The organism is Chryseobacterium scophthalmum (assembly GCF_900143185.1).
In the GTDB taxonomy this organism is placed as follows: domain Bacteria; phylum Bacteroidota; class Bacteroidia; order Flavobacteriales; family Weeksellaceae; genus Chryseobacterium; species Chryseobacterium scophthalmum.
Genome location: NZ_FSRQ01000001.1, coordinates 509,467 through 529,361, shown reverse-complemented (window position 1 = coordinate 529,361; position 19,895 = coordinate 509,467). Strand labels below are relative to the sequence as shown.

At 34.5% G+C, this 19,895-nt stretch carries 15 protein-coding genes; 1 reads left to right on the top strand and 14 read right to left on the bottom strand.

Features of this window, described 5'->3' with window-relative positions:
* Nucleotides 1–10 precede the first annotated feature (10 nt).
* The 9 genes from BUR17_RS02315 to BUR17_RS02285 all read right to left on the bottom strand — a co-directional run bounded on the left by BUR17_RS02315 (nucleotide 11) and on the right by BUR17_RS02285 (nucleotide 8,366).
* The gene (locus BUR17_RS02315) at nucleotides 11–1,090 is read right to left on the bottom strand and encodes a porin (RefSeq protein WP_074228426.1); all 1,080 of its coding nucleotides are present in this window, start codon (nucleotides 1,088–1,090) and stop codon (nucleotides 11–13) included.
* Nucleotides 1,091–1,244: 154 nt separating this feature from the next.
* Nucleotides 1,245–1,811, bottom strand: a complete 567-nt coding sequence (locus BUR17_RS02310) for a K(+)-transporting ATPase subunit C (RefSeq protein WP_074228425.1) — start codon at nucleotides 1,809–1,811, stop codon at nucleotides 1,245–1,247.
* Nucleotides 1,812–1,919: 108 nt separating this feature from the next.
* On the bottom strand, nucleotides 1,920–3,929 hold the full coding sequence (kdpB, locus tag BUR17_RS02305) for a potassium-transporting ATPase subunit KdpB (RefSeq protein ID WP_074228423.1): 2,010 nt from the start codon (nucleotides 3,927–3,929) through the stop codon (nucleotides 1,920–1,922).
* A gap of 18 nt (nucleotides 3,930–3,947) precedes the next feature.
* Nucleotides 3,948–5,636, bottom strand: a complete 1,689-nt coding sequence (kdpA, locus tag BUR17_RS02300) for a potassium-transporting ATPase subunit KdpA (protein WP_074228421.1) — start codon at nucleotides 5,634–5,636, stop codon at nucleotides 3,948–3,950.
* Nucleotides 5,637–5,781: 145 nt separating this feature from the next.
* A complete protein-coding gene (locus BUR17_RS21210) occupies nucleotides 5,782–5,859 on the bottom strand; it encodes a potassium-transporting ATPase subunit F (RefSeq protein ID WP_084550507.1) in 78 nt (25 codons plus the stop codon).
* Between the two features lie 3 nt (nucleotides 5,860–5,862).
* On the bottom strand, nucleotides 5,863–6,243 hold the full coding sequence (locus BUR17_RS02295) for a DUF7674 family protein (RefSeq protein WP_074228419.1): 381 nt from the start codon (nucleotides 6,241–6,243) through the stop codon (nucleotides 5,863–5,865).
* A 98-nt stretch (nucleotides 6,244–6,341) separates the two neighbouring features.
* Nucleotides 6,342–6,482: a hypothetical protein gene (locus BUR17_RS20835; protein WP_167494288.1), complete on the bottom strand. Its 141-nt coding sequence runs from the start codon at nucleotides 6,480–6,482 to the stop codon at nucleotides 6,342–6,344.
* Between the two features lie 12 nt (nucleotides 6,483–6,494).
* Nucleotides 6,495–6,854 (bottom strand): DUF7674 family protein, encoded by a 360-nt coding sequence (locus BUR17_RS02290; RefSeq protein ID WP_074228417.1) that lies wholly within the window; start codon nucleotides 6,852–6,854, stop codon nucleotides 6,495–6,497.
* Nucleotides 6,855–7,013: 159 nt separating this feature from the next.
* Nucleotides 7,014–8,366 (bottom strand): sigma-54-dependent transcriptional regulator, encoded by a 1,353-nt coding sequence (locus BUR17_RS02285; protein ID WP_074228415.1) that lies wholly within the window; start codon nucleotides 8,364–8,366, stop codon nucleotides 7,014–7,016.
* Nucleotides 8,367–8,733: 367 nt separating this feature from the next.
* Here BUR17_RS02285 and BUR17_RS02280 point away from each other — a divergent pair, with 367 nt between their 5' ends.
* A complete protein-coding gene (locus BUR17_RS02280) occupies nucleotides 8,734–9,753 on the top strand; it encodes a YncE family protein (protein ID WP_074228413.1) in 1,020 nt (339 codons plus the stop codon).
* Nucleotides 9,754–9,937: 184 nt separating this feature from the next.
* Here the strand turns inward: BUR17_RS02280 and BUR17_RS02275 are convergent, their stop codons facing one another.
* The 5 genes from BUR17_RS02275 to BUR17_RS02245 all read right to left on the bottom strand — a co-directional run bounded on the left by BUR17_RS02275 (nucleotide 9,938) and on the right by BUR17_RS02245 (nucleotide 19,864).
* The gene (locus BUR17_RS02275; RefSeq protein ID WP_074228411.1) at nucleotides 9,938–11,395 is read right to left on the bottom strand and encodes an OmpA family protein; all 1,458 of its coding nucleotides are present in this window, start codon (nucleotides 11,393–11,395) and stop codon (nucleotides 9,938–9,940) included.
* Between the two features lie 412 nt (nucleotides 11,396–11,807).
* Entirely contained in the window at nucleotides 11,808–14,870 is a 3,063-nt protein-coding gene (locus tag BUR17_RS02260; protein WP_084550356.1) for a SusC/RagA family TonB-linked outer membrane protein, read from the bottom strand.
* 6 nt (nucleotides 14,871–14,876) lie between these two features.
* Nucleotides 14,877–17,459, bottom strand: a complete 2,583-nt coding sequence (locus BUR17_RS02255) for a zinc-dependent metalloprotease (RefSeq protein WP_074228409.1) — start codon at nucleotides 17,457–17,459, stop codon at nucleotides 14,877–14,879.
* Nucleotides 17,460–17,562: 103 nt separating this feature from the next.
* Complete coding sequence (locus tag BUR17_RS02250; RefSeq protein ID WP_074228407.1) at nucleotides 17,563–19,146, bottom strand: histidine kinase; 1,584 nt, start codon at nucleotides 19,144–19,146, stop codon at nucleotides 17,563–17,565.
* A gap of 331 nt (nucleotides 19,147–19,477) precedes the next feature.
* Nucleotides 19,478–19,864 (bottom strand): hypothetical protein, encoded by a 387-nt coding sequence (locus tag BUR17_RS02245; RefSeq protein ID WP_074228405.1) that lies wholly within the window; start codon nucleotides 19,862–19,864, stop codon nucleotides 19,478–19,480.
* Nucleotides 19,865–19,895 lie beyond the last annotated feature (31 nt).

Here is a 19,895-nt window from a genome sequence, read left to right as displayed (position 1 = left end):
TTTTTTTCATTTAAAATGAAATTGCTAAAGCTGTAGTGGCTGTCAAACTGTTTTTATTAAACTCATCTGTTCTGTTCATAAAGATAGCATCTTTACTGCTTAAATTTCTAATTTCTGTTCGCCAGACAAGATTGGGGAAAATCTGATAGTCTGCATTGAAAGAATATCCGAAAGTTTCGAAACCATTTTCTGTACCTGTAGAAATGATTACTCCTTTTTCATCCTGATAATATTCTCCTCTTGCTGTAAAACTCAATTTATCGGTAACATTGTATTTTGCAATTAAAACTGGCGTGTACCAAATAGTATATTGGTCGCTTCCTTTTGTTTTTTGTTCGGCTCCGATATCAAAACCTGCAGTAAGCCCAAACTTTTTGTTGATTTGATATACCGCATACAGATTGTGGAAATATCGCATTTGGCGAATACTATCGGGTTTATCATTTCCTATGAAAGAACTGCTGTTAATCGTCAGTTTTTCATTAGGTTTAAATATCAACTGATGACCGAATGCAGGAGTAGAATTTCCGTCAACTCTCTGAATTCTTTGCCAACCGTTGAGTACCAATCCGCTTACAAACCATTTCCCACTTTCAGAAGTGTAAGAAATTTTTGCACCCGTTTCGAAATAAGGAGAATTGTCGGCAAAAAGACTTCGGGTAAGCGTCCAGTTATCTTTTCCTACCGCACTTTCAAAACCTAAATGCGATGGGAAAATTCCGGCATCGATCCATAAATTATGTTTTTTAGAGATTTTCAAACCTACATTTGCCTCATAAACATTTTTCATCACGCCTTGTTCGGCTGCATAATTTGCATTCATATAAGTTCCCACAGCGAGAGCCAGATTAGCTCGTACATTTTCTGTGTTGTAAGCAGTTTTTATATATGCTAAATTCACGTTCACTTCGTTATTTCTATTGTGGCTATACACAAATCCTGGTCGGTTATTGTTTTTAGGATTATTAAAATCTACTGTGTAATAAACTTCAGCGTATCCGCCTATTGTAAGTGATTTTTTGATTGAATCGTTTTGAGCATATACAGTGATTCCGCATACAGCTAACAAAACAAAAAGTATTTTTTTCATTTATTTTAAATTAAAAAGTGTGGGAGAATATCATTTAGAAAATCATTGTTGTCCGATGAAAAACATAAACCAATTGACCAATAATTGTATTTAATTTTTATCGGACAAAATGTAAAAAATGAAATTTAAGATGAGAAATATTGATTTTTAAAACTTATTTTCCACTTAATTGGTCTAGTGCGATATTCAATTCAAGAACATTGATTTTTTCAGGACCAAATAGTCCAATCAATGATTTTTCTGTATGTTCAGCGATGAGGTTATTGATTTCTCTTTCATACAGATTTCTGCTTTTAGCAATTCTTTTTGCCTGAATTTTTGCAGCTTGTACCGAGATATTTGGGTCAAGTCCACTTCCACTTGCCGTTACAATATCTGCAGGGATTTCTGACTTTGCAATTCCCGGGTTTTTCATCATAAAAGTATCGATACGAGCCTGGACTTGTTTTAAATACTCTTCATTTGATGGACCTTTGTTGCTTCCTCCAGAACCTGCAGCATTGTAATCTACCGAAGAAGGTCTTGACCAAAAATATTTATCGCTGGTAAAAGACTGTGCGATATTTGCGTAATAGGTTTTGTTATTGTGAGTAATCAAATCTCCTTTCCCACGATTAGGTGAAAGCTGAGCAATTGCCCAAATAGAAACCGGATAAATAATTGCAAGAAGGATGATGCACAAAGCTGTCAGTTTTATTGCAGGTAAAATATGTGTTTTCATTTTGTAATAATTTAATGAAAGGCAAATGGCAAGAAGAAATGAGGTCGTTAAAAGGACGAAAAGTATGATAAGATAATAAAGCTTCTCCTTGCCAAGCCAGTTAGATATTTAGAAAAATAAGGAAACGATGAGGTCTATAATTTTAATACCGATAAATGGAATTACCACACCACCCAATCCGAAGATGAATAGATTACGTCTTAACAAAGCCGATGCGCCGATTGGTTTGTAAACAACCCCTTTCAAAGCTAATGGAATCAATATCGGAATGATAATCGCATTGAAGATTACCGCAGATAAAATTGCACTTTCCGGGCTGTGAAGATTCATAATATTTAAACCTTGTAAAGCAGGAATTGCCGTAATAAATAATGCAGGAATAATCGCAAAATATTTGGCAACGTCATTGGCAATACTGAATGTCGTTAATGTTCCTCTCGTCATCAGTAATTGTTTACCAATTTCTACAACTTCAATTAATTTTGTAGGATCGTTATCCAGATCAACCATGTTTCCGGCTTCTTTTGCAGCCTGAGTTCCACTGTTCATTGCAACACCCACATCTGCCTGAGCTAAAGCGGGAGCATCATTGGTACCGTCTCCCATCATCGCAACCAAACGACCTTCAGTTTGTTCTTTCTTGATGTAATTCATCTTATCTTCAGGTTTTGCTTCTGCGATAAAATCATCAACTCCTGCTTTTTCTGCGATAAATTTTGCGGTAAGCGGGTTATCTCCGGTAACCATTACGGTTTTAATACCCATTTTTCTTAGACGGTCAAAACGTTCGCTGATTCCGGGTTTGATAATGTCCTGAAGTTCAATAACTCCCAAAACTTTTTCATTTTCTGAAACCACCAATGGCGTTCCACCATTTTGAGAAATTTCTTTAACCTTTAAATCTATTTCTTGTGGGAAAGTGTTTCCAGCTGCTTCAGATATTTTTCTGATAGCATCTGTTGCTCCTTTTCTAATGCGGGTTTCATCAAAATCAATTCCTGAGCTTCTGGTTTCTGCCGTAAATTTGATAAATTGAGGGTTATTTATTTCGTAGCCTAAAGGATTAATTCCTGCCAATTCAATAATCGATTTTCCTTCAGGAGTTTCATCTGCCATTGAACTTAAAACCGCTGCTTTTATCAATTGCTTTTCATCAACCTGATGTGCAGGATAAAAACTTGTTGCTTTACGATTTCCTATGGTAATTGTACCGGTTTTATCTAAAAGTAAAACATCAATATCTCCGGCTGTTTCTACTGCTCTACCACTTTTTGTAATCACGTTTGCTCTCAAAGCTCTGTCCATTCCAGCAATACCAATCGCAGATAATAATCCGCCAATAGTTGTTGGAATAAGACATACAAATAGAGAAATAAATGATGCAATCGTAATCGTTACATTAGAATAATCGGCAAACGGTTTTAACGTGACGCAAACAATTATAAACACCAATGTAAAACCTGCCAGTAAAATGGTCAATGCAATTTCGTTTGGAGTTTTTTGTCTGGAAGCACCTTCTACCAAAGCAATCATTTTATCTAAAAAACTTTCTCCCGGTTGTGTAGTTACCTGTACAACAATTTTGTCGGACAAAACTTTTGTACCTCCAGTTACAGAACTTTTATCACCACCCGCTTCACGAATTACAGGAGCAGACTCTCCGGTAATCGCACTTTCATCTATTGTAGCAAGACCTTCAATGATTTCTCCGTCTGAAGGAATAATATCTCCAGCTTCACAAACAAAAACATCTCCTTTCTGTAATTTAGATGAAGAAACGATTTGCCCGTTCTGCAGTTTTGCAGGGGTTTCTTCTCTGGTTTTACGAAGGCTGTCTGCCTGAGCTTTTCCTCTCGCTTCGGCAATTGCTTCTGCAAAATTTCCAAACAGAACAGTCAATAAAAGAATGATGAAAACCGTAAAATTGTAGGCAAAACTTCCCTGAGATTTTTCCCCCGTCAAAGTCCAGATACTTACGAAAAACATCACCAATGTACCGAGCCATACAAGAAACATGACAGGGTTTTTAAACATCAGTTTAGGATTCAGCTTCACAAAAGATTGTTTCAGTGCTTCCTGAACCAATTCTTTTTGAAACAAAGATTTATTTTGAGTCATTTTAATTTCTTATTTAAATTATTTCATTGAAAAATATTCTGCAATTGGTCCTAAAGCCAATGCCGGGAAGAAAGACAGTGCCGCAATAATGGCAATCACTGCAAAAGTCATGAGTCCAAATGTTGAAGTATCTGTTTTTAAAGTTCCTTCACCTTCCGGAATATATTTTTTCTGAGCTAATAATCCTGCAATTGCTACAGGGCCAATAATCGGTAAGAAACGCCCCAACAACAAGACAATTCCTGTCGAAATATTCCAAAAAAGATTGTTATCGCCTAAACCTTCAAAACCACTTCCGTTATTGGCTGCAGAAGATGTATATTCATACAATACTTCGCTGAAACCGTGGAATTCTGGATTGTTGAGAGTAGAAGTTCCGACTTCCGGAAAATAAGTCGCGATCGCAGTTCCAACAAGAATAAGAAACGGATGAAATAACGCTACGATCATCGCAATTTTCATTTCACGGGCTTCAATTTTTTTACCCATAAATTCCGGAGTACGACCTACCATCAATCCGCTGATGAAAACGGCAAGAATAATGTAGATGAAGATATTCAGAATACCTGCTCCGTCGCCGCCATAGAAAGCATTGACCATCATTGCAAGCATTTGAGTCATTCCTGACAGCGGCATCGCACTGTCATGCATTGAATTGATAGATCCTGTAGAAATAACCGTAGTTACAATACTCCAAAAACCTGAAGCGGCTGATCCGAAACGAATTTCTTTACCTTCCATTGCGCCTAATGACTGATCAATCCCCATTTGGCTGATCGCAGGATTACCATTCATTTCCATAATAACCGTTGGTACAGCCAACAAAAGAAAACCAACCGTCATGACTCCAAAAATCATGTACCCGAATTTTTTTCTTCGGATAAAATGCCCAAATGCAAAAACCATCGCCATCGGAATGATAAATTGGGCAAACATCTCCACCATATTGGTAAAGTAAGTGGGATTTTCTAAAGGATGTGCTCCGTTGGCTCCAAAAAAACCTCCACCATTGGTTCCAACGTGTTTTATAGGAACAAATGCTGCAACTGGTCCTGTAGAAACCTCTACATTTTTACCTTCTAGCGTGATCATTTTATCTTTTCCGCTGAAGGTCATCGGCATTCCCTGAAATACCATTATTGTTCCCATTAAAAATGAAAGAGGTAGTAAAATTCTGGTCGTAGATTTAAGTAAATAGTCGTAAAAATTTCCAAGCTTTGTAGTGGATCTTTCTCTGAAAGCTTTAAAAATAACTATTGAGGCCGCCATTCCTGTTGCTGCGGAAACAAATTGAAGAAACATCAACCAGATCTGTCCTAAATAACTCATTCCTGTTTCTCCAGAATAATGCTGCAAATTACAGTTGACTAAGAAAGAAATGGTTGTATTGAAGGCTAAATCCGGCGACATATCCGGATTTCCGTCTGGGTTGAGCGGAAGCCAGCTCATATTCATCAAAATCAGCATGCTCATAAAAAACCATAAGAAATTGATGGTTAAGAGTGCTACTAAATGTTGCTTCCAATTCATTTCATGATCAGGATTAATTCCTGATATTTTGTAGAATAACCTTTCTACGGGTTTGAAAACAGGATCAAGAAAGGTTTTTTCTCCTGTGTAGACTTTTGAAATATACTTTCCAAAAGGTATCGCCAACAGTAATGTTATTAAAAACATCGCTACAACGCCTAAGATTTCAGTGTTCATAGTTTGTTTAATGAATTAATGCAAATTCTTTTACGGAAATCACCAAATACAAAAAAGCAATGACGAAACTGATCCAAAAAATCAGAATTCCCCACTCTTTCATTTGATGTATAATCTTGCGGTTCATTTGCTTATTAAATTATTTTTAAAATTTTTCAGGTTTTACAAGCACATAGCAGATATAAATGAATATGGCTATTGAAATAAGAAATAGAATGGTCATTTTTTAAAATTTTAAGTTTTGATCTTTTTTTGTTTGTTCGCTATACACATTTCTAAAATCTTTTGGAATTTCCTGATAGAGAAATTTCCATTGTTGCGGTTTCAGATTTTTTCTCAGATTTCCGAATGAGCGTACAAAAAGATTTTCTATAATGTATCTGATGTAGGAATTTCCGTTTTTGTAAATCCAGTACATTCTTTTGATTGAAATATTAATCTTCTGTACGTTTGATTTTTCTGTAAGAACTTTAATATCATCTACTGCAATTTGCACTACTCCCGGAAAATTGTTTTGCTCAGAAAGCGTTACAATCTCTTTTCGAACCGCCGGAAAAAATACTTTCAGATATTCTACAGCAGTAAATCTGTTTATTTTATTCAACATTTTAAATTTTGTCGAAATATTCTACGAGACGATAAAACAAAACGAACAACACACTTGCCGTAATTAATAGAATAATTGTTGTCATTTTTTTATTTATTTTAGTTTACCTGTAAAATCGCAGCGGCTACAAAAACTCCAAGGATTACAGCAATATTGATGGTAATGATTTCAAGATTATGTTTTTCACGAGTAGACTTTAAAAGTTTCCAATCTCCGATTTTTCTGATTTTTGATTTCATTTCTTTAATTTTTTAAATTCCTGATTTATAAACCTGACGTAGATAGTTATTTTGCAGAGTCGGTGACATTTTTGCGAAAATCAAATTTTTGTATGATGGTTCGCAACAAAACGTGAGACTATCTAAAGAGTAAACAAAAATGTTTTCGATAGCGTTTTTTAAGGCCTGATCTCCTTTGCTGTAAAGCAGATTCATCTTGATGATCGATTTCATCAGAATTTTCTGATCATGATCTTTTATTAGTTTTTTGATTTGCTTGGTGAAAACACTGATCACCATAAACGGTGTTTTTGTTTTGTAAGAATCTTTAAACTCTTCCTGAGATTCAGGAATCAATTTTATGATTTCTCTTACGGCATCTGTATGATTCATTTTTAGATTGTTTTGAATACTTATGCCAAGATTTATTCCTTTAAACGAAATAAAAACACAATATACTGAACAACAACAAATTAAGACAGAAGCAATAATTTAGAAAACACAAAAAACCCTATCAAAATGATAGGGTCGTTATCAGAATGGAAATATTTTTTACGAAATTTTGTACTCTTCTACTTTTCTGTACAAAGTTGCAATACCGATTTCCAGTAATCGTGCTGCTTCGGCTTTATTACCTTTGGTATGATTGAGGACTTTCTGTATCTGCATTTTTTCGGCACTTGCCATAGAAAATGCCGACATTATTTTTGTCTGTGCGGAATCTTTATCGCCGCTATATACGGAAATATCTATTGGAAGACTTTCTATTCCTATTTCTGGGGAATCTGTAAGAATAACGCTTCGTTCAATGACGTTTCGAAGCTCACGAATATTACCTTTCCAAAGATGGTTTTTTAAGGCTTTTAAATAATCTGGAGAAATCGAAGTTATGTTTTTCCCTGTTTTAAGTGAAAAACTTTTCAGGAAAAATTTAACCAACAATTCAATATCAGCAATTCTTTCCCGCAATGAAGGAAGTTTTATTTGAAAAATATTGATTCTGTAATATAAATCTTCACGGAAACTTCCTTTTTCGATTTCAGCTTCCAGATCTCTGTTGGTTGCTGCAATAATTCTTACATCGGTTTTCGTAGGTTTACTGTCTCCTACTTTCAGAAACTCTCCGGACTCTAAAACACGCAATAGTTTTGCCTGAAGATCTAACGGCATTTCACCTATTTCATCCAGAAAAACCGTTCCCTGGTTGGCTTCTTCAAAAATCCCTTTACTGTCTTTCAAAGCGCCTGTAAAAGCACCTGCTTTGTGACCAAATAATTCGTTTTCCAACAAATCTTTTCCAAAAGCAGAACAGTTGATGGCAATAAAATTATTTTTATTTCTCTTGCTTGCATGATGAATTGCCTGAGCAAAAACTTCTTTTCCGGTTCCGGTTTCACCAGTTAAAAGCACCGTTGCATCTGTTGCCGCTACTTTTTGAGCCGAATTAATAGTCGAAATGATCATTGATGATTCACCGATAATACTGTCAAAAGATTGTTTTCTATTGAGTTGTTTTTCAAGATGCAATACTCTCTTATTGAGTGCTACCTTTTCGGCTGCCTTATAAATTAACGGGAGAATTCGGGTATTGTCGTCACCTTTTGTAATATAATCGAAAGCACCATTTTTAATAGCAAGAACGCCATCGGGAATGTTTCCAAAGGCTGTTAAAAGAATGATTTCAACGGTAGCAAACTTCTCTTTAACCGTTCGGGAAAATTCTACTCCATTTCCATCGGGAAGTTTAACATCGCAAATCACAATATCAATTTCTGAAGTTTCGAGTTTTCTTAAGCCACTTTTCAGATTACTGGCTTCGAAAACTTCAAACCCTTCAAGACTTATGATGCGTGACAGAAGCGACCTTATTTTGGCTTCGTCGTCGATAATTAAAATAGTATTCAATCGTGGAAATTTTAAACTTCAAAATTATAACTAAAATTGAGTTGTTGATCAAATAAATTTTCTCTTTACAAAAAAATTTCGTTTAAAAGATGATGAATATTAATGTTTGAAGAAATAGTTAAATGGTCTAGTAAGGATTTTTACAATTATAAACATGGAATCATTCGATATTTATATTGCTGAAAATTAGCTTATTCCATTTAATTGTTGTAGATTAGTAGAAAGGCTCACTCCTTTTTAGTTAAAAAAAAACAGAAGACTTTTACCGGTTTTCGATTCTATAGCAAATTCATGCATCATGATTGGTGATAATTAATCAAATGCATTGAAAGCATAATTCTATTTTTTAACTTTAAAAAAACATACAATGAAAAATTTAATTTTCGGTCTACCGGTAGCTTTATTGGCTACTTTATTCACAAGCTGCAGCAGTGATGATTATTACTACAGTGATTCTCCTAAAATTTACGAAGAAAAAGTAGTTGTAGCAAACAGAGGCGCAGGAAGCGTAAGCTTTATTGATGCCACTTCCAACCAAGTGAGTACTCTTGCAATCTCAGGTTCTGAGCCGATGTATGTAGTGTACGTTCCTACCAAAGACAAAATATTTGTTGGAGACAGAGCGGGGAAAAAAGTCCATATTATAAACCCACAAACCAAAGCTGTTGAAAGTTCTATAACAGTTGGTAACGGTGTTTTTCATATGTGGGCAGATGGTATGGGAAAACAGTTATGGGTAAGTAACGATATAGACAATACTATTTCGGTGATTGATCTCAATACAAATACTGTCGTTAAAACAATTAATGTTGGGATGAAACCACATGATGTATTCTTAAGCAAAGATGCAACAAAAGCATACGTTTCTGTTTTTAATGTTGATGCGGCAATGCCTGACAAAGTGTACATGTATTCTACTTCAGATTATTCTAAAACTGGCGAAGCAAACGTTGGAAAAGATCCTCATTTGTATCATTTACCCAATACTAACAAATTGTTTGTTGCTTGTCAATCAGGTCAAGTATATGCTTTGAATGGCAGTAATCTGACTGTGATTTCTAATAATGCTTTCACTGGTGCGCACGGAATATTTCCTTCAGCAGACCAAAACACTGTTTTTGTAACCAATATTACTGGACAGCAATTGTACTCTATAAATGCAGCCACAGGAATGCAAAACGGAATGCCTTTAATGGCTTTGAGTACCACACCTCATAATATTGTAGTGAATGAAGACGGAAACAAAATGTTTGTCACCCATTCCGGAGGTACCGCAACCGCTGTATCAACTTATACAATTAGCGGAACTTCTTTAACTGCAGGTACAACAATTACAGCGGGAACCAATCCTTTTGGTTTAGCTTATTATAAAAGAGAGGTCAAATAAGATAATAAACTTTTCAATATATGATTTCATAAAGTTCTTTTAAATTTAATTTTAAAAGAACTTTTTTATTCTGTGGAAAGTTCTATTTTCAAGTATTATAATTGAGATAATTACAATAATTTCAGTTAGACACAAAAAAAGACTGCCATTGTATGACAGTCTCGAATAAGAGAAGTTATTATTTTTATTTTGCTTTAAAATACACTCTTCTATTTGCTTTGTTTTTCCATTCAGGACATTTTGAAGCTGGGTCACACTCAGGATATTTCAAATCTGTTTTTCCATTTCCTTGTGCATCAAGTTTGTGCGATTCTACTCCATTTTTGATCAAATACTGCTTTACATTATTTGCTCTTTTTTCGGATAGGTTTTTATTGTACGCTTCAGTTCCTCTTGCATCTGTAGCACCAACAACGGTGTAAGATCCGTTTGAAGAATTGATATAGCTTACAGCATTATTCAAAATCGGAGTATTGTTTGATAAAATTTTATCTGAATTAAGTTCAAACTCAATTCCGTCCAATTTTGTTTCTGCTTCAGATACCGTTCCTGTATTTTGATTTTCCACAGGACAACCATTATTTTCTACAGGACCAGGAACTGTTACACATTTATCATTAAGATCAATAACTCCGTCTAAGTCAACATCAAGAGCTACACCAGATCCGTCAACTCTTGCTCCTGCAGGAGTATCAAGCTGTCTGTCCCAATCATCACAAACTCCGTCATTATCTGCATCACCAGTTTTACAAACCTCAATATCATTTATTTTTGATTCTAAAACTTCGGTTCTGTAGTAAATTTCCTGCATTGGATCGTGCCACATCAAGTGAGACTCATGTTTTCCTAAATTAACCGTTAAACCTAAAGTTGCATTAAAGAAATTATCAGAAGTCTGATCTGAGATTTTGTTGATATCACTATATTGTGCTCCTCCTCCGTCAAATTCATCATCGGTAGTCACTACATACATCAATCTTCCTTCAAGGTCTACTCTGTTAGATAATTTATATTTTAAACCTGCACCTGCCTGTCCGAAGAAAGAGTTTAATTTAAAAGGTTTCACTTCTGTCATCAGTCTTTGACCAAATTCGTCTTTTTGGTAAGCTCTGTAAGCTAATGTACCAACACCAGCATAACCGTGTAATGCCCATCTGTAAGGAGATTTGTTATCTACACGTCTCATCAGATTAGAAAAGTTGATGTCTCCTAAAATAGAGATTGCATCATATTGAGTTCTTGCTCCAACTTGCATATTTGCGGCAGCGTTTGCTGGTGCAGCATCTTTCGTATTAAACCATCCCTGTCTTGTTTCGCCACGATCGTACTGTAATTTAAGACCAAAAGCATGGGTTATCGCTTTATCAACACTGAAATAAGCCGAATAACCAATTTGAGTTTTTCCGCCTCCGTTTTTAATAGAGGTAAGATCTGCAGACTGCAATAGCGGTACACCACCACCAAATGATATTGACCAATCATTAAATCTTTTTGAAGACTGTGTAAAAGGCTGTACATTGGCAGATCCCGACGAAAATGTATTCGGATATTCTCCATTCTTCATTACTTGAATTGAATCTTGTGCAAACGCGGTAGTAGGTAACGCTATCGCAAGCGATAAAATTGCTAATTTTGATTTCATATAAAAATTTTAATTTATTTTTTAAAAAAGTAAGATAAGTGTAGGATTAATTCATCCTATAAAGACCTATCCATTTTCCCAAAGCACTTTCCAGTGCGGGTTTTCAGCTGTGCTATCTTACTTTCAATTACTGTACCAAAAAAGAACATTGATATAGTTAAATTTCTGATTTAATTTGTAAACAACTGATAGTTAGTAAACTTAAAACGCTTATTTATTTTAAAAACAAATTAAAAAGACGGCTTTATTAACCAAAAATTTAGAACAATTATTATAATTTAAGATCATTAATTATTAACCCAAATAAGACCAAAAATTACGGATAAAATAGTAGATATAAGTAATGTTGTAAAACTTTAAATCAGATTGTGATTTAAAATATTGTTGTCGTAAAAAAACACCTATTTTAAGATTAATTTGACATCCAATGCAAAAAATCGGTAATCTGTCTTTTGCTGACAAATACATCAGAATTAATTTCCGGTGCGGGAGAAAGTTTTAATTCAATCTTTTGGCTAGAATGTTTTATAATTTCTACAATTGCCTTTTTATTGATGATAAACTTGCGGTTGATTTTAAAAAAAAGTGGCGGAGTTAATTTTTGGATGATATCTTTAATGGTATCATCATAAATATAAGTTCTGTTATCCGTGGTTGTTAAGAAAAGATATTTTCCGGATGCAAAAAAATAAGCCGTACCTTTTTCATCTACCGATCTTATTTTATTACCGTCTGTTACGATGAAATGCTTCATCTTTTCAGAATCATTAGCTTTATATAAAGAAGAAATAGACTTCAGGACAGGTTCAGGATCGAAGTTACCTTTTATCGAAATAAATTTTTGTAATGCTTTATGCAAGTCTTCTTCTTCAAAAGGTTTCAAAAGATAATCTATGGTAAAATGTTTGAAAACGCGCATCGCATATTCATCAAAAGCAGTGATAAAAATAATCGGTGTGAAAAGCTCTACCTGTTCGAAAATTTCGAGACTCATGCCATCACCAAGGTGAATATCCATAAAGATAAGATCTGCAGAATCATTTTTGAAAAAATCTATTGCCTGCTTTTTTGAACGAAGAATCACCGTTTCTGTAACAGCGGTTAGATTGATACGGTTATTGAAAACTCCTAAATCAAGTCCAAAATTCACGTTAGTCGTTTTTTCCCAACGAAGTTTATCATTTGGAGGACTTATTACATTAATAATATTCTCTTTTCCACCCGGAAGAATAGTCGAGTCACTGTATTCACCAATAAAAAACGGTGACGTATTACGGTCTATATTTCCCTGCAAACCATAAGAAGCTCTTAATCTAAGGTTAGAAATAGCAGAAAGATTCTTCATAAAATCCTCTTTCGAAACCAACCAAGAACCAGAAACCGCCCATATTGGAAGATATTTGTACTTTTTATTTACTCCGAATAAATTGGTACCATCATATCTTACACTTCCGAAGAAGGTATATTTTTGATCGTACGTGTAAGAAGCAGTTGCAAACATTGAAGCATATGCATTCTCAATCGGAGGCATTTCTCTGTAAGTTTCGTACTTTCTTTCCGCTGCAAAATTCGAGCTTGGGAAAACAATTGCCGTTGATCTTCTTGTTACAGAATCATAACCAAAAGCTCTTGTAACGGTTGTGTTATCTTCAGTTTTACGAAGTTCAGTTCCTGCCATCAAATCAATCTCGTGTACCGAATTAATTTTTGTGCTATAGCTTCCTTGTAATTTCCAGTTGTATTGGAAGAAACTGTTATCCCAATTTTGTTTTACTCCACCATCCGGTAAAAAGTAACGATAAGCGCCATCTTTGTAATAACGGGTACCTTCTTTCATCTTTCTTGTGAAATAGGTATTTTCGGCTGCAAATTTCTCTGTCTTATTACCGTCATACTGAAGACCTAACTGTGAAGTTATTTTCAGGCCTTTTGCTAATTTATAATCTAGATCGAAAATCGCTTTTAATGATTGATTTTTCAGCGTATAACTTGTATTTTCTCTTTCTTCTAAAAAGTTGAAAGGAATATATCTGTCTTCAAAACCATCAATATCTTTATCATATCTGTAGCTTCCGTCTGCATTGTAAGGACTCAAATAAGGATTCGCATTTCTTGAATAGTTGATCGGACTGATAGAGGCATCGGCATCTGTAACAAATGATGTTCTCTCACTCTGTGTACCAAAAACCGACACTCCAAAATTAAGTTTATCATTTATTTTATAATTGTTTTTCAGCGTTAAATTATAACGTTCGAAACCAGTTCCAATCGTTGTTCCCTCTTCATCATAATATCCTAAAGAGAAATAATAATCTGAACGGTCGCTACCTCCGGAAATACTTACTCCATATTGTTTGTTGATTGCATTTTGATACAATAATTTTCCCCAGTCAGTATTGCTGTTTCTTAGCCCATCGATTTGCTGACGTGTCAACATATTTAAAGCTCCTAAACCTCCGTTTCTATACGCATCAAGTTGTCCGTTTTGAGTTAAAATTCTCATCACTTCCCCTTTATCGGTACGATAGGTTAAGTCGGTACGATTAGCAAGCATTAATTCTAGATCTACTTTTTCAGACGCATTCAAAAGATTAAGTTTACCAAAATCCGGACGGGCTGTAATAAAAGTATCTGCTGAGAAATTAACTCTTAAACTTCCTTTTTTTCCTTTTTTGGTGGTAATTGAAATTACTCCATTTGCAGCTCTTGCTCCATAAATAGCTGTAGCAGCGGCATCTTTTAGAATGGTAATATCTTCAATATCATTAGGATTTAATCCCGCAATAGAAAAATTCTGAAGCTGATCGATATTATCTTTATCACTAAAATTTGGCACATCATTTCCTTCCAACGGAAGACCATCAATTACCCAAAGCGGATCTTGAGGCCCCGAAAGAGAAGCAGTACCACGAATTCTGATTTTTGCCGGACTTCCGGGAGCTCCTGTTTCCGGCGTAACGGCAACTCCGGCAATTTGTCCTGCCAATAATTGATCTACACTCGCAACACCAGCTTGCTGAATATCGTTCATCTTCACTGTAGTTACAGCTGAAGTTTGCTTACGTTTTTCAATTTTCTGATATCCAGTGATAATTACTTCCTGAATATTATTTTTTTCTGGAATATCGTCACTTACAACGGGAATCAAAGTAATATTGTAACTAGTTTGCCCTTCGTAGATCTGAATTATTTTAGGTTCATATCCTAAATAACTTACCGTTACAGATCTTGTATCTGCAGGGATCTCTAAAGTATAATTTCCGTTCTTATCTGTGATTGTACCGATAGAAACGCTTTCAATAATTCCGGTTTGATTCGTTTTTGTAGAAACAGACTGTGTTTCTATTTTGATAGATGCACCTGCGATTACTTTTGAAGTATCTCCGTCATCAATTTTTCCGGTAATGGTTTTCTTTTCCTGGGCTAATACAATCTGAGCCGCCAAAAGAGGTAAAAGTATAAATGCTTTTTTCATAACTGATTACTTGTTTAAAGCCTCTTTAATACGGATGATTAAGTCAGCATAATGAGCCTTAGAGGCATCATCTCCTTTGTTTTTACTTTTGTCCAATAAATTCAACACCTTCTGTAGTTCTGCTCTTTTGTAAGTAGTAACCTCAGATACTCTTTTCATAGATGAATAATTAATATTCCTAAGACTTTGAGCTTCTTCCTGGAAATTACAAATCATCGGAACATTCAACGTTTTATCTATTTTAATTGCTTTCACAGCAGTTTTTTCAAATAATTTGTTCACTGAAACGATTAAAGCATCTACATAATTTTTCTGCGTCATCTTTTCAAGAATCGTCAAGCTTCCTTTTTTGTTGAAAATTGAACCTCTTACCTGATCAAATAAATTCTCAACAGTATAAATTTCTTCTTTAGAACCTGAAACCTGATGTTTCAACTCGTTTTCGAGCATTCTCAACAAACGGTCATCCATAAACAATGAATACAGATTACCATACTGCATTCCTCTTGTTAGATTGTAAGGAGTCTGCTCAAATGGTCCCATCGGAGAATTTTTCACTGGATAGGTTTTCTCAGTAATAGGATTGAAGAACAACCATTCTGGAAGATTTATCGAGTTTTTAATTAAATAATCAACCGCTCTTTTCTGCGTTTCGGCAGGAACTGCTTCATAAGCTTTTTTCTTACTTCCAAAAACAGTATTATCTAAATAAACTCCTCCTACATTTGCCATTACATGACCCGAATAGAGATCCCATTGCCCGATCGCTCCTAAATACAGTTTACCTGCATCGGTATAGCTTTTTCCATCTTCATAAGTCCATTTTAAAAGATTATCGATAACGATCTTTAGGTTTTTCATTCCATATTCACTGGCCTTCATTGCATCATCACCTAAATCTTCTGATTGTGAACGAGGATCAATAGTTTCTAAATAACTTTGCTGTTCACCATAAAAATAAGTTGGATCATCTTGATGCTTTTCGATTAAACTTCTCAAGGCACTTTTCTCAGAAACTGCGTCAGGATACCAACGGTACCCCCATTCAATAGCATATTTATCATACAATCCTATTTTTGGAGTGATCGCAGTAACTCCATCTTCAGGCTGCGCTACATAATTGTAACGTGCATAATCCATGATCGAAGGTGCTGTACCTCCCATTTTATCTGTAAATTCTTTTGAACGTAATGATTCTACCGGGAATGCAAATGAAGAACCCATATTATGCTTCAAACCAAACGTATGACCTACTTCATGAGAAGAAACAAAACGAATTGCTTCACCCATATGCTCATCACTAAACACATTTCCTCTTGCCTTTGGATCAATTGGTCCGGTCTGAATTCTCATCCATTCCTGAAGAGAGGTCATTACGTTATGCCACCAAATAATATCAGACTCAATAATCTCTCCACTTCTTGGGTCTACTACAGAAGGTCCCATTGCATTAGATTTTGGTGAAGCCGCATAGGTAATCACCGAATATCTTACATCATCAATATCAAAATCGGTATCATTTTCATCCGGCATTTTTGCAATAACTGCATTTTTAAACCCAGCTTTTTCAAAAGCAACCTGCCAATCGTAAACTCCTGCTATAATTTTTTCACGCCATTGAATGGGTGTCGCGGGATCAATATAATAAACGATAGGCTTTTTAGGCTCTACCAATTCTCCTCTCAGATACTTTTCTTTGTCTTCATCTTTAGGTTCCAAACGCCATCTTGTAATGAAACGTTTTTCATCCATTCTCTGTTGACGGTCATTGAACGCCCAATGTTTTTCACTGAAAAAACCAACTCTAGGATCATCGGTTCTGGAATTCATCGGTACTTTAGAAAGCAATACGATATTACTCGTCACACCCAATGTTACAGGTAAATCAACACCTCCTTCATTCACCGAAGTAGTCAGTTGAGATTTAACCACAAGATTTTTAGGGAAAGTTTTTACATTTTCAATATAAGAAAGGTTTGATTTTACCGACCCTCCAAGACCAACATTCGCCAAAACATCATTAAAACTTTTTTGGTTTCCGTCAAAAACTTTATTTACTTTGATTGCTACCGAAGTAGAGTCAGCATTTTGTGCCTCAATATCAAAAACTTCAATGACAGATTCTGAAAAATTATCTTTTACAGATCTTGTAATCACATCATTTTTAGGAGAAGACACTTGTGGAACCACCGTTTTAACCCATATTTTTTTGGCAACACGATCACGGTGAAAAGAAATTACCTTATTTTCATAATTCATTCCTTTGTTTAATCCCGCTTCATTCACCTGCATCGGAACTTGTGATAGTTTATTCACAACCAAAAACTGGCGTCCGATTAAACTGTCAGGAATTTCAAAATAAATATCTGTCTTTACCTGAATCGTATTAAAAAGACCTTTTTTATAAGTTCCTTTTTTGATCAGTTCATCAATTTTTTTGGTTTTTTTTGAGGAAGTATCTGTTTTAGCAGATTTCTCTTTGTCGGTTTTTACAGTATCTTTTTTCTGTGCAAAAGCTGCCGGAGAGGCCAAACTAAGCCCCAGATACAGTGCAAGCCTGTAATTCTTCATTAAAATAGTACATTTCATGCCCTCTAGGTTTTCAGTAGGCAAAAATATGACCTACAAAACTACATCTATATTAATAGGGAGTGAAAGGGTGAATTATGGGAGTGAATGGATTTTTAAACTTTTAATCCATTACTGGCAGGAAGCAGATAAAATATCCATCTTTAATAGATATATCAAGATTATTATTCTTAAAACACCCATAAATTTGATTTAAATAATCTAATCCGAATTTTTCGCTTTGTACTTCTTCCGTCTTAGGTTGCCAAGTATTTTTCACAATAACTCCACCTTTTTCAACGGTAATAATAATGGCTAAAGGATTATCTATGGTTGCAATATTATGTTTTATAGCATTCTCTGCAACAAGCTGTAGCGATAAATAAGGAATTCGTTTTTCTAAGCTTTCTTCGTGATTGATAATTAATTCAAAACTAATTTCTTCGTCGAACCTGCTTTTCAGAAGATCCATATATTGTTTAATAAAACTAATTTCCTGCGCCACAGGAACCAGATTTTCTTTCGGTGGCACAATAAGATATCGGTAAATCTTCGAAAGATTCATTGTAAACTTCTGTGCATTTTCTCTATTAAGACCAATCAACATGTAAAGAGAATTCAGTGAATTGAAAAGAAAATGCGGATTGATATTGTTTTTAAGCTGTTGAAGCTGGTTTAATGCTTCTTCCCTGTGCATTTTTTCATTCTCAACAAGGAGCAGGTTTTTTTCAGACTGTATTTTTTCTTTCTCCTGAAACGCCATATTAGTCGCTCTGTAAAACAAAATAAATACCGTCACAATAAGAAGTAAAGCTGCCAGAAAAATATAAACTGTATATCTTTTTGTTTGATTTACACTTTCATCGATCAGAAAACTTACGTAATTAACTGCTGCATATCCTTCAAAATTATCCGTTTTTAAAGGCTTTATAAATCGGATGACTTCTACATCAAGATATTCTGAAATGGTATTTCTTTCGGTATATCCTAATTCGGTTTTGCTGGTTAAGGTATCTTGTGACTGAATATCTGTAAAATCAAAAATATTTTTCCCTAAAAACTTTTTATCAGGATGTGTAATACAAATTCCCTCTTTTGAAAAAACATAGGTATACGTATTCGGAGACTGATCAATCGTCGCAAAATACTGATGAAGATTATCAAGACTTACTGCAGAACCGTAATACAGCATATCTTTATTTGCCTGTATCAAAGAATCGTAGCTTAACCAATAAATACTGTCGTTATGACTAATGATGTAATTATTAAAATTACCGGGTCCATTATTTTTTATTTTGGTATACTTTTCTACCTTTTCATCTTTTTTGAGAACATCCGATAAAAGATCTTTATTGCCAGATTCACCAGAAACACCGTTATAGTAATAATACCAACTGTACGGAACGAGCTTTCGTCTTTTATTTAAACTATTTAAAACCGAGGAATAATCTTTATAATTTTTCAGACCATCTTTCTGAATCAAAGCACGAAGTAAATACTGATAATCTTCGATGTTTCTAAATTCTTTTTCTACCGTTTCATATTTTCTCAAAAAAGTTTTTCTGGCAAATTCTTCATTATTTTTTCGGCTGTCGTGAGTGATAAGAAGACTAAGAACAGCAAAAGCTACCGCCGCTATAAAACAAGCAGATAAAGCCGCTATAAAAACAGATCTTTGGGTAAGTGCATGTTTAAAATTAATCTTCAAAACCTTCTGATTTATTATTATTTACTTTAAAATAATATTACTATTAAATACGATTACAATCGATAAACTATTTTGTTTTGTTTAAAAAATAAAAGAAAATTTAGTTGAAATTATTCAGAAATCAGCAGCGAAGATACATAATTTTTCAAGCACAAAAAGTGAATTTTTAATTCAAATTCTGAGAATTAGAAATCTTAAACTACTCTTTTCAAACATGTATTCGTTCAATTAAAAGTATTATTTTCTCGGAAAGCATAAAAGAAAAAGGAACCGAATAATTTATTCAGTTCCTTTTATTTTATGTGACGAAATTTATTTATCATCAATATTTTTAATGAAAATTATACGACAATCGGTAAACATCTCTAAAGTAAATTTCAGTTTCTGAAACTTCTTCATATTTAGGCATTTGTGTTGAAGATTCCGAGAAAGTTATGCTTTTGATTACAGCTGGTAATTTTCTTGGCTTTTTCTTGCATCCGCAATATTGAAGATCATTTTTCCGGTGCTCTTTTAGCTGAAGAATTTTCACTTCAATGTATTCAAGTTGTTCAGCTTTATTAAAACTGGACTGGTTGAAAGTGAAATATGGTTCACCATGATAAAAATAGTGATCAATAATTTCCGGGTTATTTTTTTGAGACGAGTCGGCGTAGGTTGAAGCATGATATCCGCTACATTTTTGGCAAAAAGCCACCTTGATAAAAATCTGTTCCATACATTAATTTTGCTATGGATTGTATAACAGA

What these genes read in the sequence shown, in the direction of transcription:
- BUR17_RS02315 (WP_074228426.1), bottom strand. Translation starts at nt 1,090, where the DNA reads ATGAAAAAAATACTTTTTGTTTTGTTAGCTGTATGCGGAATCACTGTA.
- BUR17_RS02310 (WP_074228425.1), bottom strand. Translation starts at nt 1,811, where the DNA reads ATGAAAACACATATTTTACCTGCAATAAAACTGACAGCTTTGTGCATC.
- kdpB (WP_074228423.1), bottom strand. Translation starts at nt 3,929, where the DNA reads ATGACTCAAAATAAATCTTTGTTTCAAAAAGAATTGGTTCAGGAAGCA.
- kdpA (WP_074228421.1), bottom strand. Translation starts at nt 5,636, where the DNA reads ATGAACACTGAAATCTTAGGCGTTGTAGCGATGTTTTTAATAACATTA.
- BUR17_RS21210 (WP_084550507.1), bottom strand. Translation starts at nt 5,859, where the DNA reads ATGACCATTCTATTTCTTATTTCAATAGCCATATTCATTTATATCTGC.
- BUR17_RS02295 (WP_074228419.1), bottom strand. Translation starts at nt 6,243, where the DNA reads ATGTTGAATAAAATAAACAGATTTACTGCTGTAGAATATCTGAAAGTA.
- BUR17_RS20835 (WP_167494288.1), bottom strand. Translation starts at nt 6,482, where the DNA reads ATGAAATCAAAAATCAGAAAAATCGGAGATTGGAAACTTTTAAAGTCT.
- BUR17_RS02290 (WP_074228417.1), bottom strand. Translation starts at nt 6,854, where the DNA reads ATGAATCATACAGATGCCGTAAGAGAAATCATAAAATTGATTCCTGAA.
- BUR17_RS02280 (WP_074228413.1), top strand. Translation starts at nt 8,734, where the DNA reads ATGAAAAATTTAATTTTCGGTCTACCGGTAGCTTTATTGGCTACTTTA.
- BUR17_RS02275 (WP_074228411.1), bottom strand. Translation starts at nt 11,395, where the DNA reads ATGAAATCAAAATTAGCAATTTTATCGCTTGCGATAGCGTTACCTACT.
- BUR17_RS02260 (WP_084550356.1), bottom strand. Translation starts at nt 14,870, where the DNA reads ATGAAAAAAGCATTTATACTTTTACCTCTTTTGGCGGCTCAGATTGTA.
- BUR17_RS02255 (WP_074228409.1), bottom strand. Translation starts at nt 17,459, where the DNA reads ATGAAATGTACTATTTTAATGAAGAATTACAGGCTTGCACTGTATCTG.
- BUR17_RS02245 (WP_074228405.1), bottom strand. Translation starts at nt 19,864, where the DNA reads ATGGAACAGATTTTTATCAAGGTGGCTTTTTGCCAAAAATGTAGCGGA.